Origin of the sequence: Pseudomonas sivasensis, assembly GCF_013778505.1 — a bacterium.
GTDB lineage: Bacteria > Pseudomonadota > Gammaproteobacteria > Pseudomonadales > Pseudomonadaceae > Aquipseudomonas > Aquipseudomonas sivasensis.
Genome location: NZ_JAAOWU010000013.1, coordinates 87,174 through 101,574, shown reverse-complemented (window position 1 = coordinate 101,574; position 14,401 = coordinate 87,174). Strand labels below are relative to the sequence as shown.

Sequence of the window (14,401 nt, the reverse complement as noted above, 5' to 3'; positions counted from 1 at the left end):
CGTCTGCACTGTTTTTGAAAGGTTTGAACCATGCGTGTTCTGATTGCTGAACAGGATCACCCGCTCTACGCCCAACTGCTCAATGACGTGGCGCCGGACCTTGAGGTGCTCACCAGTGGCGACTCGGCCGAACTGTCTCGTCTGGCCGCCGATTGCCCGGTCTGGCTTGGCCAACCGGACCTGCTGGCCACTCTGTTGCGCCAGGGCCACCAACCACAATGGCTGCAATCGACCTGGGCCGGTATCACGCCCCTGCTGGCCGAAGGCTTGCCCCGCGATTATCGCTTGACCCGCGCCGTCGGTATTTTTGGCCAGGTCATGGCCGAGTTTGTCCTCACGTATATGCTCGGCCATGAACGCGAAGTACTGGCGCGGTTGGTCAGCCAGGTCGAGCGCAAGTGGGACAGCCGCACTGGCCAGAGCCTGGCGGGGCGTAAGGTGTTGATCGTGGGCACCGGCGATATTGGCCAGAGTGTGGCTGAGTTTCTGGTGCCGTTTGGCGTCAAGCTGTATGGCATTGCCAGTACTGAGCGTGAGCAAGCCCCGTTTATCGAAGTGGCCGGGCTTGATCAGATCGGGCGTCTGGTCGGTGAGGTGGACTACGTGATCAACCTGCTGCCCAACACGCCGAACACCCATGACCTGTACGACGCCGCGCTGTTCAAGCAATTCAAGCCGACGGGCTTGTTTATCAATGTCGGCCGTGGTGTGGCGGTGGTGGATGCTGATCTGGTCGAAGCCCTGAAGGAAGGGCACCTGGCCGGCGCAGTGATCGACGTATGTCGCCAGGAGCCACTGCCGCAGCGTCATCCATTCTGGACCGCCTGGGGGTTGCTGTTGACCGGGCACAGTTCCGCACCCACGTCGCCGCCTATGATGGTGGAGTTGTTCTTGGAAAATATCCGCGCGTATAAGGCCAAGCAGGCATTACGCGGAGAAGTGGATTTCGAGCGCGGGTACTGACGCCACCGCGCCGCTCGCTAGGCCTACATAAAACCTGACAGTCAGGATGGAACCGCATTGACGGCGCGTTCCACCCAAGGGCCGCAAAGGGCGCAAGGTCGCGCCTTTAACGGATTCCTTTTGGCTAAGGACAGGTATTTCCATGACGCCCCTTATTTCCCCCGCTGTTCAGCCGCGCCCGATGGCGCCCGCCCACCACAACGACGTAAACCGCACCCCCGACCGCGAGCCTGACCCTTCGCGTCCGGTCGATCTCCCTGCACCGCTTGAAGACTTGTCCGGCTTTGACCTGACGCGTAGCGACCATTGGGGGCAACCGCCTTCGGTCGTCATCCAACGATTGGCCAGCCATTTACTCGAAAAAGGCGGTGCCAGCGTTCAAGCAGCCCACCAGGCCGCGTATCGCTTACTGATCAATTCCGCACCTGAATATTTGGTCAAGGACATTCCCGCCAGCGTGACCTGCGCCAGTGTGCTCTGGGCTCAGTTGGCGATGGCTGTGGGCAGGATCGAAGCCCACGCGCCAGGCCGCACGCTCGGTATGGGGTATGCCGAAATTTTGCTGAACGCCGAATCGCTCACCCTTGACGCTGCCACTCGCCAGCGCATCGATGGGCAGGCCCTGACGGAGTGGGGCGTGGCCAACGGTGTGCTGACCCGCACCGATGAGATGCCATCGGCCAGTGCAATGGAGCGCCTGAGGGCGGCCTACAACGAACAGCTCAGCGCGCTGAAAAGCACCAGCGCCCTCCTGCAAACGCCAATCCCCAGCCGCAGAGCCATGGCGCTGGCCCTGCTTGAGCGGGCGTTTCCTGACGTCGACCCGAGCCTCTTCGAAGTCAGGCATTTTCAAAAGGCCAGGCTCACCAAAGGGCGCCCAGGCATCCATCCCGGCTCACGCTCTATGCTGGATATCGTCATGCACGGCGGCCCATTGGCGACCGATGAACATTGGGTGAGCAATAACAAACGCCTGCCCATTGACCGTTTTTGCAGCCTTTACCAACAAGGCAAGCTGGAGGTCGCCAGCGCATTCACGAAGGCCTACGACCAGGCGATCAGCGCCCATCAAACCGGGCAACAGAGTCGTGTGCGGCAGATGATCGCCACGTTGCCCCTGGAGGACCGCAATAACCTGGAGTTCGGCAAGCTCGAATTCTTCCACACCAACCAGTACACAATTGCCAAAGACCTGTTTACTCCGCCGGCGCTGCACGTGCGCGGCCATACGCTGGAGGTGAAGGCGACTCGAAACGGCGAGGTCAATCTCTATACCCTCGACACGCGAAACGGCACCGTTGAGAAAGAAAACTTTCTATTGCGCCGACGTACTTCGCCTTACACCGCTGCGAATATGGAATCGCGCGAGGCGAATATTCTTTCTAGAACCGTTCAGTTTGAGCCCGACAGCGATTTCCCGGCGCAACCCCAAGGCACCCAAGCCTCCGACAGTCTCAACTCGCAGCGCAGCCATGCCATTGCTGATGTGTTCGTCAAATCCCTCGACCTGAACAACGAAGATCTGATGAACGAGGCCCGGGGCCTGACGTCCTTTGATCGGGACAGCGCCCGCAATGAAGCCATTGGCGAATTCTTCCTGAACCTGATCCCGTTGCGCTCGGCTATCGTCAACTTCCAAAACGGCAATATCGGGCAGGGCGTGTTCGACCTGGGCCTGGATGCGGTTGGCCTGGTTACGTTGGGCGCCGGCAAAGCCGTGCAGGCGGGTAAGGTGCTGGGCGGCGCCTTGACCACTGCGCGCCAGGCGGCCAAGGCGGTGAGGTTTGTTGGCGCAACGGCGGTGGAGGCCTTCAACCCCTTGAGCGGCGTCGGCGATCTGCTGGTGAGCGGCGGCAGGTGGGTGACCAGGGGCAGTGCTTCTGCCGGTGAGCTGAGCAATGGGCTGTTTCGTCATTACAGGGCACCGGAGTCGAGCCTCGCCGGGCTCTCGCGCAATAATCAGGGCGTGTACGTTGCTGCCGACGGCCATCGCTCGTATGTGCGCCATCTCGACGCGTCCGGCCAGGCTGGCGTTTATGAGGTCCGGCAGGTGTCCCGCGGAGCGGACGGCAGCGTGCAGGCGCGGGTGTACCACAACAACCGGCAAACTCCGTTGTTACTCGAACGTGTGCAGGATGACCAATGGCGGCGACTGGGTGCGCGGGGCGGCCAGCCGGTTGCGGTCAAAGCCGATCTCGGCCCCGAAATCGGCCGTGGGGGCGAAGGCGTGGTGTATACAAGCCTCGACGGTAAGAGTGTTTATAAAGATTTGGGGCCGACCCGCTTGACCTCGGTAGAGGGGTACGTCGACATGGAAGTGGTCAATTTGAACAAGTACTACGGAGAGGGCTTTGCCGAGGTATTGATCGAGGACGGCCGCAAATACATAAAGATGGGCAAAGTTGACGGGGTTGATCTTGCCCATGTCGAAAAAGGCAGCCTGCCCGCCGAAGCACGTTCGTTACTCGACGACGCGGTTGCGCAAATGGAGGCCAGGGATATTTTTCATAACGACCCGCAGTTGAGTAACTTCATGTACTCAAAAACAGACAACAAGCTCTATCCCATCGACATGAACGGTATGCCCGCCGAGTTCATGGTGTCGGCGGTCAAGAACGTGTATGACCGGCAAATCACGCAGCTGCGCTCGGCGTTCAGCGAACTGATCGCCCGGTAGTCCTCAAGAGACACCCTGCCGCGTTCAGGCGGCAGGGTGCTGGCTGTCAGAGGCCGAAATCACCTTCGGACACCAGCTCGCTCAGCGGCTTGCGCGGGCTCGGCACTTCACGCCCTTGCAGGTACTCCGGCAGGGTCGACTTGTCTCCCAGCTTGCCAACGGCCACGGCCGCGTGCAGCGCGTAACCTTCCGGAATCTTCAACTCCTTGCGTGTCAGCTCCTGATCGAAACCGGCCATGCCGTGGGTGTGCCAGCCACTGAGGCTGGCTTGCAGTGCCAGGTGGCCCCAAGCAGAGCCGGTGTCGAAGGTGTGCCACAGCGCCGGGGTTTCTTCAGTGGCACCGGGAGCGACGAAGTCGGTTTTCGAGGCGATGATCACCAGCGCCGAGGCATGCTGCGCCCAGCCGCGGTTGAATTCATTGAGCAGGCCCAGGAAACGTTCCCAGTCCGGCGTGTCGCGGCGCGCGTAGAGAAACCGCCACGGCTGCGAGTTGTAGGCCGACGGCGCCCAGCGTGCGGCTTCGAAGAAACTCAGCAGCGTCTCTTTCGAAATGCTCTCGCCAGTGAAGGCGCGGGGCGACCAGCGGTCGGTGAACTGGGTGTGGATCGGATAGTCGGCAACACGTGTCATGAGCAGGTCCTGATCGTCAATTCGGCGCTCAAAGCTACTGCGCGCCCGCTAGACTGACAAGTGTTGTAACACCGCCAGTCGTAAGCGCTTGGTTCCAAGGGGCTTGGGCACTAGACTGGCGGCCTTTTCACCTACCGATACTGATGCAGAGCCATGGCCGCCAAAGTCGAACCTTTCTGGATACGCAAAACCCTTGAACACCTCGACCAGGAGGAGTGGGAGTCATTGTGCGACGGCTGTGGCCTGTGCTGCCTGCAAAAGCTTGAGGATGAAGACGACAACAGCGTCTATTACACCCGTATCGCCTGCAAACTGCTGGACCTGAAAACCTGCCAGTGCACCGACTACCCCAACCGCCGCGCCTCGGTGCCCGACTGCATCCAGCTCACCCCAGGCCAGGCCGATCAGTTCAAATGGCTGCCGCCCACCTGCGGCTACCGCCTGGTCAGCGAGCGCAAGGATTTACCGCTGTGGCACCACCTGGTCTGTGGCGACCGCGACGCCGTGCACCACGAACGCATTTCCCAGTCTGGACGCATGCTCAGCGAAGGCAGCGTGCCTGAAGACGACTGGGAGGATTACCTGATCTTCCGCGCAGGCTGAAAAAGGAGTGTGTATGAAGGTGGGAACCCAGCTGGCGGCATGCCTGGTGCTGCTGGCGCTGAGCATGCCTGCGTGGTGCGCCAGGAAAGTCGACCTGGATTATCACGTTAAATTGCTGCCCCAGAGCGATCAGGCTGAAGTACGCCTGAGCCTGTCACAAGGCTCGGCCGTGCGCAGCCTGGACTTTGACTTGGGCCCGGCAGGCAGTTACAGCGACTTCAAGGCCGACGGCCAGTGGAAGGTCAGTGGCCAGCGGGGCGTGTGGCAGCCCAGCGCCGACAAGGCCAGTCTGACCTACCGCGTGCACCTCACCCAGGCGCGCAAGCCGGGCAGCTATGAAGCACGTATGACTGCGAGTTGGGCGCTGTTTCGCGGCGAAGACCTGGTGCCGACCGCGCGGCTCGACCAGCAGGACGGCGTCGAGTTGGTCTCGCGCCTGGTGTTCGAATTACCTGCGGGCTGGAAAAGCGTCGAAACCGCCTGGCCCCGTATTGGCAAGAATAAATTTCGCATCGACAACGTTTCCCGCCTGTTCGACCGGCCCACCGGCTGGATGCTCGCGGGCACGCTTGGCAGCCGCCGCGTGCGCCTGGGCGAAACCGAAGTCACCGTGGCGTCGCCCAAGGGTCAGGCCATGCGCCGCATGGACGTGCTGACGTTGCTGACCTTTGTCTGGCCCCAGGTCGAAGCCGCGTTCCCGCGTCATCCGGCCAAGCTGTTGGTGGTGGGCGCCAGTGATCCGATGCGCCGTGGCGTGTTCTCGGCGCATGACTCGATCTACCTCAACAGCCGCACACCGCTGGTCAGCGAAAACGGCAGCAGCCCGTTGATTCGTGAAGTAGTGCAGGCGATTGGACGTTTCAACGATCACGACACCAGTGACTGGATCAGCGAAGGGCTTGGGGAGTATTACGCCATCGAACTGGTGCGCCGTGCCGGTGGGATCACCGATGAGCGGTATCAGGCGATACAGGCGCGGTTGAGCAAGGAGGGCAAAGATGTCACGACGCTACGCGGCGAGCATGTCAGTGGTGCAACTGTGTCGCGGGCAGTGGTGATATTGCAGGAGCTGGACAGCGAGATTCGGGTGAAAACCCACAATAAACGCTCGCTGGATGACCTCGCGCAAGCGGTGATGCGGGCGAACAGCATTACGACGGCGGAGTTCGTGCAGCTGGCTGAGAGCATTATTGGCGAGTCGTCGGTGGTGCTGGATACCAAGCTACTGCGCTGATTTTCAACCCCTGCATCAATCAACATGTGGGAGGGGGCTTGCTCCCGATAGCGCTGATTCAGTCACAACATGTGCTGACTGACATTCTGCTATCGGGAGCAAGCCCCCTCCCACATTTGGATCTCTAACCTACCGAAATCCAGGTTCAGCCTGTGGTTTTCACAGCTTTCTCAGCCGCCACTTCAGCCTTGGTCTTCAGGTTTTTCAGCTCTGCACCCGCACGCTCGATCTTCGTACGCACGCTGTTCATTTCCTGGCGACCCTGTTCCAGCTTGTCCTTGAGCGAGCTGTGCCCAGTAAAACCACGGGCCAGTGCCACACCGCCAATCGCTACCTGAATCAAACCGAAAATCCCGCCACGGCGCAGGCCTTTGCCGAGCATTATCACCCCACCGGCCACCGAGCCGATGCGTTCCCAGCCGTGGACGTTTTGCGTCGGCTGGCTCTGGAAGGGCGTGTGCTCGATGATAGGTCGCACGTTTTTGCTGTCGCTCATGATCTGTCTCCAACAAGGGCAAGTGTAAGTAGCTGACTGCTGGCGGGCGTCGGATGTTCCCAAAAAATCAATACTTGGGGCCCGAACGGGTGTTGTTGCCCTTGGCCAGGCGGTCATAGAGCACCACGTTGACCGTGGCGGCCAGGTTCATGCAGCCGGTGGTCGGGATGTAGACCACGTCTTCGCACCAGTCCCGGATCTCCTTATCCAGCGAGCCGTCTTCCGGGCCGAAGATATACAGCGCGCGGTCGGGGTGGGTGTACTCAGGCAGGGGGCGGGCGCCATCCACCAGTTCCACGGCGACGGGGATACAGCCCAGGGGCAGGATTTTTCTCAGGTCATCGATGCCGATCAGCGGAATATCGTGATGGACCTTCTTGGTGTCGGTGATGAAGTCCCGGGCGCGCTCGTAACGCACGCCGGTGTAGAACACCGAGGCCACGCCGTAGCAACCGGCGGCACGCATGACCGAGCCGACGTTTTCGGGGGATTTGGGGTTATACAGGCCGATGCAGCTGTAGCGTTTATTGCCCACGGGGAAGGGTGCCTTGGAGAAAAGCGGCGATTATACGGCTTGAAGGTGATGTATTGCTTGGGCTAACGCTATCGGGAGCAAGCCCCCTCCCACATTTGAAAGTGTTCACAACTCAAAATGTGGGAGGGGGCTTGCTCCCGATGAGGCCAGGACAGGCGACAACACTCTTCAGTCGTCTTTCTTCATCAACCCCGCCAGCGCCGCAAACGGGTTATGCGTGGCCTTGGCAATCGTCGGGCTGCTGGTGGAGCCTTCGCCGAAGTACTGCTGATCGGTGTAGCGCGAATGTTCGTTGTCGTGGCAGTACAGGCACAGCAACTCCCAGTTGGAGCCGTCCTGAGGGTTGTCATCATGATTGTGGTTGCGGTGGTGTACGGTGAGTTCGCTCAGGCGCTTGCCGGCGAATTCACGGGCGCAGCGGCCGCACACGTGGGGGTACATCTTGAGGGCTTTGTCGCGGTAGCCCATTTCCCGGTCACGCTGGGCATCGGCGAGGATGCGGTCCAGCTTGGCGGTGTGGGAGGGCGGGTTGGTCGAGCTCATCATGGCTCCTGGCTATTTTGTGGGTCACGGATAACGTTGATTCTAGCCGTCGGCGGGCGTTTGTAGTATCGGTTCATTCATTTCACAAGGATCTGAAACCTATGCGTTGGTACACATGGACAATTGCACTGCTTTTCTGCGCGCTGGCGGCTCAAACCCAAGCGTTTTCGACGCCCAAGCCCGGGCAGTTGATTGAGGTCACCCTTGAACAGTTGCACCCGACCCAGGCCGTGGTGGGTTTCGACCAGATCTACTACAGCCTCGGGCTGTTCGCCGACAAACCCACCAAGGCCTTCGATGAATACTGCGAAACCAACGGCCAGGGCGAGGCCGACAAGGTGCCCAAGAACGCCAGCCTGCTTGCGCCTTCCAGCTTCACGTGCAAAGACCCGGTAGGCACTCATCCCGAAGACATGAAAACCGTGGTGGTCGGCCCTGGTGGCCAGTTGTACCTGACCGACGGTCACCACAGTTTCACCACCCTTTGGCAAACGCCGGGTGCCGGCCCTCAGTTGAAAATGTGGGTCAAGGTGACTGACGATTTCAGCAACAGCCCAGACCTCGCCACCTTCTGGCAGCGTATGGAAGCGGCGCGCAAGGTCTGGCTCAAGGACAATCGGGGCCAGACCCTGCCGCCTACGCAACTGCCTGCTCACCTGGGCTTCAAGAATCTGCAGGACGACACCTTCCGCAGCCTGGTGTATTTCACCCGCAAGGCCGCCTATGGCAAGCCGGATGGCGGCGAGATCGCCCCGGAATTCCTGGAGTTCTATTGGGGTAACTGGCTGCGCACGCAGATTGATCTGGGCCAGTACAACCTGGACAAAAAAGGCGGCTACAAGGATGCGATCGAAGCAGTCGCCAAGCGCATGGTCAGCCTGGCGCCGGGATCACCGGTGGGAGGCAGCGGTTTTACCGCCCAGCAACTGGGTGGGATGACCCAACTGGATCGCGATGAGCTGCAGAAGACCTTCGACAAAAAAGTCCCGTACGTGATCGACTACCGCAAATCCCACAACTGACAGGGATCAAAATGTGGGAGGAGGCTTGCCCCGATAGCGTAGTGTCAGTCACCAAATGTTTTGACTGAACCACCGCTATCAGGGGCAAGCCCCCTGCCACATTGGATCTCCAGTGGTTTGGTTAATGGTGCTCAGCCCTTGAGCTTCTCCGCAATCCAGATGGTGTGTCGGGTGCCCTTGTTGCCATGGGCAAATACCTGCACTTCCTCGGCCTTGAAACCGGCCTTGCGCAGTTTGTCGCTGAACAGTTTGTCGGCACTCGCTGACCACACCGCCAGCACGCCCTTGGGCCGCAAGGCCTTGGCGCAGGCGGCCAGGCCACCGGCAGAGTAGAGCCAGCTGTTGGCCTTTTGCGTGAGGCCTTCGGGGCCGTTGTCGACGTCGAGCATGATCGCGTCAAAGCCTTGGGGCTCGGCTTGCAGCACCTTGGCCACGTCTTCCATGCGGATCACGGTGCGCGGGTCCAGCAGTGGGCGCCCGGATTTTTCCCCCAGCGGCCCACGGTTCCATTCCACGACGCCCGGCACCAGTTCGGCGACAACCACTTCGGCAGTCTTGCCCAAATGCTTGAGGGCCGAGGCCAGGGTAAAGCCCATGCCCAAACCACCAATCAGCACCCGTGAATCATGACGACCGGCAACTTTGCGGCAGGGAATTTCTGCCAGCGCATCTTCGGAGCCGTGCATGCGCGTGTTCATCAATTGGCCGCCGTCACCACCCTGGATCTTGATGACAAAATCCTCGCCGTATTCGAACAGGCACAAGGCACCGCCGTTGTCGGGGATCGGGGTGGTGTCCAGCAGAACGAAACGTTTCATGGAAATCTCATTGGGAAGGGCATTCTTGCGCGGTTGGGAGTAGCCTTACGACATTCCGGTCAGGCCATGGAGCCATCGATGAAGTGCAGCATTCTAACGGTCATTGTGTTGAGCGCGCTCGCATTGGGTGCGGCGCAGGCTCAGGAGTTGCAAACCGTACCGGTCGCGCCCGCGCCAACCCCCGGTGCACCGGGCACGCCGACGCCGACGCTGTATCCCCAAGTCAGCCCGCCAGCGCTGCCCAAGACCAACGGCTCGCCGCCCTTGGCGCCCATCGTGTTACCGACGCCACCGAAGGATCAGACGGTGCCCGGCCTGCAGCAGAACGACAGCAAACCAAAGACCCCCGGCGGTTAAAACTGTTGCGACAGTAACTGCCCATCAGCCATGCGCAGGCGCTTGGACAGGGCTATCGCAATCGCGCGGATGATCTTCGCGGCCACTCGCGGGGTTTCGTTGAGCATCTTTTCCAGGGAGTCCTTGCCCAGGTTCAACAGCACGCAATCACTGGCAGCCACGCAACTGGCGGAGCGACGCTCGCCATCGAGTACTGCCATCTCACCGAAAGCCCGGCCGCTGCGCAGAGTGGCGATGGTCAGGCGCTGGCCGTCGTGATTGGTTTTCTGCACCGCCACCTGGCCGCTGTGGATGATGCACATGAAGGTGCCGGCATCGCCTTCGAGGAAGATCGCTTCGTCCTGGGCAATGCTGCTGATATTGAAGTAGCCGGCGGCGACGTGAAAATCTTCCGGCAACAAAGGGTCGAACAGGCCGCAGTCCATGAGCATGTCGCGGATTTCGGTATTCATTAGCGTCGGTAGTGCCATGGCTGCAATCTTGGTCCATCAATCAGTAGGCGGTCCTGTGTTCAGACAGGCCCGCCGCGCTAAGTTCCTAAATCAACCCCAGCGCCTTGAACACAAATGCATATTCGAGCGCTACGTCACGTAATCCTTGGTAACGACCGCTCATCCCACCATGGCCGGCACCCAGTTCGGTCTTGAGCAACAGCAGGTTGTCGTCGGTCTTGGTGTCACGCAGCTTGGCCACCCACTTGGCCGCTTCCCAATACTGCACGCGGCTGTCGTTGTAGCCGGCGATCACCAGCATGTGCGGGTAGGCCTGGGCCTGGACGTTTTCGTACGGCGCGTAGGCCTTGATGCGCTCGTACACCTCGGGCTCCTCGGGGTTGCCCCATTCGTCGTACTCGGTGATGGTCAACGGCAGCTCCGGGTCGAGCATGGTGTTGAGCACATCAACGAACGGCACTTCGGCAATCGCCGCGTGGAACAGCGCCGGACGCTGGTTGAGCACCGCACCGATCAACAGGCCACCGGCACTGCCGCCGCTGATGGCCAGCTGCTTGGAGGTGGTCAGGCCTTGAGCGATCAGGTGTTCGGCGCAGGCGATAAAGTCGCTGAAGGTGTTCTGCTTGTGTTCCTGCTTGCCATTGCGGTACCAGGCTTCACCCAGTTCGCCGCCGCCACGCACATGCGCGATGGCAAACGCCACGCCGCGATCAAGCAGGCTCAGGCGTGCGTGGGAGAACCATGGGTCTAAGCTCGAACCGTAGGCGCCGTAGCCGTAAAGGTACAGCGGTGTGGTTTTGCCGAGTTGGTCGCGCTTGACCACCAGGCTGATCGGCACCTGGGTACCATCGGCGGAGGTGGCCCACAGGCGCTGGCTGACATAGTCATCGGCATTGAACACGCCGAGTACCGGGGTTTCCTTCAGCACCTGCTGCGTACCGCTGGCCAGCTCCAACTGACGCACCTGGGCCGGACGGTTGAGGGCTTCGTAGCGCAGGCGGATCTTGTCGCTGACGAATTCCAGGCTGTTCTGTACGTAGAGGCTGTAGGCGGCGTCAGGTAATTCCACGCGATAGGCAAGCAGGCCCTCGGGGTGCACTTCGATCACCGGCAGGCCGCCGATGCGCAGGCTTAAGGTCATGGCGCTGGTGTTCAGGCTGACGCCGTCGAGCATCACCTCATCGCTGTGGGGGATCAGATTCTGCCACTCATCCTCGGTCGGCACGTCGCCAATGTCGGTTGCGACAAACAGGGCGTAGTTGATGCCATCACGGTTGCTACGGATAAACCAAGTCCAGGCGCCATTCAGTTGGCCGTGGTCGACATCGTATTCGTGATCGTCGACCCGTGGCGCCAGGCAGGTGAAATCCTGCTGCGGTTGGTTGGCGTCCAGGGCCCAGACTTCGCTAGTGGTCTTGCTGCCCAGGGCCACCAGCAACTGGCGTTCGGAGCTGGAACGGTAGCAATGCAGGAAGAAACGCCCGTCGGGCTCATGGAATACTTCCTGCGCCGCCGTGCCGTCCAGGCGATAGCGATAGAGTTTGTGGGGGCGGTGCGTTTCGTCCAGTTCGCCGAAGAACAGGGTCAGGCTGTCGTTGGCCCAAGTCATGCTGCCGTCGCAGTCCTGGAACTCCAGCTCGCTGACCTTGCCGGTTGCCAATTCCTTCACGAACAGGGTGTAGATCTCTTCGCCGGTGGTGTCCAGGCTGTAGGCCAGGCGATTGTGGTCGGGGCTGATGCTGAATGCGCCGAGGGAGAAAAAGCCACCGTTGGCCAGTTCGTTCGGGTCCAGCAACAGCTCTTCGCTGCTGTCGTCCACCACGTTGCTGTCATCGGCCGGACGGCGGCAGCGGTAGTGACGGGCGTACTCGTCACCGGCGGTGGTGCGGGTGTAATAGAGGTACGGGCCCCACGGCGAGGGCAGGGACAGGTCGGTTTCGAGAATGCGGCCCTTGATCTCTTCAAACAGGCTTTCGCGCAAGGCTGCCTGATCGGCGAGCTGGGCTTCCTGCCAGGCGTTTTCGGCCTTGAGGTAATCGAGTACTTCAGCGCTGTCGCGTTCTTGCAGCCAGGCGTAAGGGTCTTGGCCAGGGGCCTTTCGGGCAATCGGGGGCGTCGATACAGGCATGGATTATTCTCTATCTGGCGGACGGTGGCAGGCTTTGCAGCCGCGACACGCAAAAGCCGTTATCATAGCCGCCTGTTTGCCTACCTTGCCATGGACACCATGACCGAGAACGACTATCTGACCGCTTGGGGCCTTTACGCCTTCGCCGCTTTGGGCTGCCTGTTGGTGTGGTGGCGCATGACGCGCTGGATGTGGCGCTGGTTGCGCGAGCCGCTGCAATTGCTGATGGCCGTGTTGCTGTTCAGCCCGACCATCGTAGACCCGGTCAAGACTCAGTTCGCGCCGGCCGTGGCAATTACCGCCCTGGACCTGGTGCTCAAGGTCGGCAATAACGCCTGGCGGGCTATTTCCGATTTGTTCATGTACACCATGATCGCCTTTGGCGTGTACCTGGTGATTGTGTTGATCCGCTGGCCCATCGAGCGCGCCGCCAATGCGCGTCGTGAGCGCCAGGCTGCCACCGATGCAGCCCTTGCCGCTGAGCCGGCGGAAGAAGACGACGAGCCATTCCGCCGTCCGGCGCCTGTCAGTGGCATGCGGGTCGAACCGCGCCTTTAACGTTGCAGCGAGAGCCCTGGCATGTGTGAATTATTGGGCATGAGTGCCAACGTCCCCACCGATATCGTGTTCAGCTTTACCGGGCTGATGCAGCGCGGTGGGCGCACCGGCCCCCACCGCGACGGTTGGGGCATCGCTTTCTACGAAGGCCGTGGTCTGCGTCTGTTCCAGGACCCGGCCGCCAGCAGTGAATCGGAAGTCGCGCTGCTGGTGCAGCGTTATCCCATCAAGAGCGAAGTGGTGATCGGCCATATCCGCCAGGCCAACGTGGGCAAGGTGAGCTTGGCCAATACGCACCCGTTCGTGCGCGAACTGTGGGGCCGCAACTGGTGTTTCGCCCATAACGGCCAACTGGCGGACTTCAACCCCCGCGCCACCTTCTACCGCCCGGTCGGCGATACCGACAGCGAAGCGGCCTTTTGCGACTTGCTCAACCGCGTGCGCGAAGCCTTCCCCGAGCCGGTGGACATTGAACAGATGCTGCCGGACCTGATCGCCGCCTGTGCCGAATACCGCAGCAAAGGCGTGTTCAACTGCCTGCTCAGCGATGGCGACTGGTTGTTTTGCTACTGCTCGACCAAATTGGCGCAGATCACCCGACGTGCCCCGTTCGGTCCGGCGCGCTTGAAAGATGTCGACGTGATCGTCGATTTTCAGGCCGAAACCACACCCAATGATGTAGTGACGGTAATCGCCACCGAACCGTTGACTGACAACGAAAACTGGACCCGTTACGAACCGGGCCAATGGAGCCTGTGGCGACGCGGTGAATGCGTCAGCCAGGGCATTACTGAGTAAGGATATCGACCATGTTGCTCAGCTATCTGCGGTTGGTGCTGTTTGCCATTGGCCTGTTGGTCGGCGTGCAAGTGCCGGGGTTTATCAACGATTACGCCAAGCGCGTCGAAGCCCACTTGATAGAGGCCCAGACGGGGCTGAGCGGGTTTGAAACCACCGCGCGGCAGTTCTTCAACGGTGATTTGAAGGCGTTGGTCGCGCATTACCGCGCCAGTGACGACCCGGTTTTCCAGAGCGACGCCAACAGCCTGGGCGCCATGCTTGATCGCCAAGTTGCGTTGGACAAGCAATTCCAGGCCATGCAAGGCCCGTGGTACATCCGCGCGTTGCAAGTGGCGGTGGCCGCCGACCCGGATATCCGCCAGGAAACCTGGAACGGTTACAGCTATCAGATCCTCCTGACCCCAGAAGCCATGGGTTGGGGATTGGGCGGGGCGATGCTGCTGTCGTTTGGATTGGAATGCCTGTTCCGCCTGATCGACTGGGTCGTGTTGGGCGGCAAGCGCCTGCGCCAGAGCCGGCCGATTGAAGAGCGGGACCTGAAAGGTCTCTAACGCCCAACTCGGTCAAATGTGGGAGGGGGCTT

At 60.7% G+C, this 14,401-nt stretch carries 16 protein-coding genes; 9 read left to right on the top strand and 7 right to left on the bottom strand.

What is annotated here, in order from left to right:
* Positions 1-30: 30 nt before the first annotated feature.
* Both G9Q84_RS20315 and G9Q84_RS20310 read left to right on the top strand, forming a co-directional pair.
* On the top strand, positions 31-963 hold the full coding sequence (locus G9Q84_RS20315) for a D-2-hydroxyacid dehydrogenase (protein ID WP_032888721.1): 933 nt from the start codon (positions 31-33) through the stop codon (positions 961-963).
* A 142-nt stretch (positions 964-1,105) separates the two neighbouring features.
* Positions 1,106-3,640: an OspG family effector kinase gene (locus G9Q84_RS20310; RefSeq protein WP_181643986.1), complete on the top strand. Its 2,535-nt coding sequence runs from the start codon at positions 1,106-1,108 to the stop codon at positions 3,638-3,640.
* A gap of 46 nt (positions 3,641-3,686) precedes the next feature.
* On the opposite strand, the gene G9Q84_RS20305 is transcribed toward G9Q84_RS20310, so the two are convergent.
* Positions 3,687-4,271 (bottom strand): nitroreductase family protein, encoded by a 585-nt coding sequence (locus G9Q84_RS20305; protein WP_032888724.1) that lies wholly within the window; start codon positions 4,269-4,271, stop codon positions 3,687-3,689.
* A gap of 153 nt (positions 4,272-4,424) precedes the next feature.
* Here G9Q84_RS20305 and G9Q84_RS20300 point away from each other — a divergent pair, with 153 nt between their 5' ends.
* Both G9Q84_RS20300 and G9Q84_RS20295 read left to right on the top strand, forming a co-directional pair.
* Positions 4,425-4,874: a YcgN family cysteine cluster protein gene (locus G9Q84_RS20300; RefSeq protein WP_003172524.1), complete on the top strand. Its 450-nt coding sequence runs from the start codon at positions 4,425-4,427 to the stop codon at positions 4,872-4,874.
* Positions 4,875-4,887: 13 nt separating this feature from the next.
* A complete protein-coding gene (locus G9Q84_RS20295) occupies positions 4,888-6,108 on the top strand; it encodes a M61 metallopeptidase family protein (protein ID WP_181643985.1) in 1,221 nt (406 codons plus the stop codon).
* A 145-nt stretch (positions 6,109-6,253) separates the two neighbouring features.
* On the opposite strand, the gene G9Q84_RS20290 is transcribed toward G9Q84_RS20295, so the two are convergent.
* The 3 genes from G9Q84_RS20290 to G9Q84_RS20280 form a co-directional block, all read right to left on the bottom strand.
* Positions 6,254-6,604 (bottom strand): YgaP family membrane protein, encoded by a 351-nt coding sequence (locus G9Q84_RS20290; protein WP_122680196.1) that lies wholly within the window; start codon positions 6,602-6,604, stop codon positions 6,254-6,256.
* A gap of 67 nt (positions 6,605-6,671) precedes the next feature.
* Positions 6,672-7,139, bottom strand: a complete 468-nt coding sequence (locus tag G9Q84_RS20285; protein ID WP_181643984.1) for an RNA methyltransferase — start codon at positions 7,137-7,139, stop codon at positions 6,672-6,674.
* A gap of 168 nt (positions 7,140-7,307) precedes the next feature.
* Positions 7,308-7,682 carry a YajD family HNH nuclease gene (locus G9Q84_RS20280; protein WP_003210675.1) on the bottom strand — a complete coding sequence of 125 codons (375 nt, stop codon included), beginning with the start codon at positions 7,680-7,682 and terminating at the stop codon, positions 7,308-7,310.
* A 101-nt stretch (positions 7,683-7,783) separates the two neighbouring features.
* Here G9Q84_RS20280 and G9Q84_RS20275 point away from each other — a divergent pair, with 101 nt between their 5' ends.
* The gene (locus G9Q84_RS20275; RefSeq protein WP_122755738.1) at positions 7,784-8,704 is read left to right on the top strand and encodes a ParB/Srx family N-terminal domain-containing protein; all 921 of its coding nucleotides are present in this window, start codon (positions 7,784-7,786) and stop codon (positions 8,702-8,704) included.
* A gap of 131 nt (positions 8,705-8,835) precedes the next feature.
* Here G9Q84_RS20275 and G9Q84_RS20270 read toward each other — a convergent pair whose 3' ends face one another.
* Positions 8,836-9,522, bottom strand: coding sequence for a spermidine synthase (locus G9Q84_RS20270; protein ID WP_181643983.1), 687 nt, complete (start codon positions 9,520-9,522; stop codon positions 8,836-8,838).
* Positions 9,523-9,600: 78 nt separating this feature from the next.
* On the opposite strand from G9Q84_RS20270, the gene G9Q84_RS20265 reads away from it, so the two are divergent.
* The gene (locus G9Q84_RS20265) at positions 9,601-9,879 is read left to right on the top strand and encodes a hypothetical protein (protein WP_032888738.1); all 279 of its coding nucleotides are present in this window, start codon (positions 9,601-9,603) and stop codon (positions 9,877-9,879) included.
* Here the strand turns inward: G9Q84_RS20265 and G9Q84_RS20260 are convergent.
* Positions 9,876-10,349, bottom strand: a complete 474-nt coding sequence (locus G9Q84_RS20260) for a cyclic nucleotide-binding domain-containing protein (RefSeq protein ID WP_032888741.1) — start codon at positions 10,347-10,349, stop codon at positions 9,876-9,878. The genes G9Q84_RS20265 and G9Q84_RS20260 overlap by 4 nt on opposite strands.
* Before the next feature lie 67 nt (positions 10,350-10,416).
* Positions 10,417-12,459: a S9 family peptidase gene (locus G9Q84_RS20255; protein ID WP_181643982.1), complete on the bottom strand. Its 2,043-nt coding sequence runs from the start codon at positions 12,457-12,459 to the stop codon at positions 10,417-10,419.
* A gap of 24 nt (positions 12,460-12,483) precedes the next feature.
* Between G9Q84_RS20255 and G9Q84_RS20250 the strand changes: the two genes are divergently transcribed.
* The 3 genes from G9Q84_RS20250 to G9Q84_RS20240 are packed head-to-tail and all read left to right on the top strand — an operon-like array spanning position 12,484 to position 14,369.
* Positions 12,484-13,017 (top strand): hypothetical protein, encoded by a 534-nt coding sequence (locus G9Q84_RS20250; RefSeq protein ID WP_032888746.1) that lies wholly within the window; start codon positions 12,484-12,486, stop codon positions 13,015-13,017.
* Positions 13,018-13,038: 21 nt separating this feature from the next.
* On the top strand, positions 13,039-13,815 hold the full coding sequence (locus G9Q84_RS20245; protein ID WP_024074057.1) for a class II glutamine amidotransferase: 777 nt from the start codon (positions 13,039-13,041) through the stop codon (positions 13,813-13,815).
* Between the two features lie 11 nt (positions 13,816-13,826).
* Positions 13,827-14,369 carry a DUF2937 family protein gene (locus tag G9Q84_RS20240; RefSeq protein WP_032888750.1) on the top strand — a complete coding sequence of 181 codons (543 nt, stop codon included), beginning with the start codon at positions 13,827-13,829 and terminating at the stop codon, positions 14,367-14,369.
* Positions 14,370-14,401 lie beyond the last annotated feature (32 nt).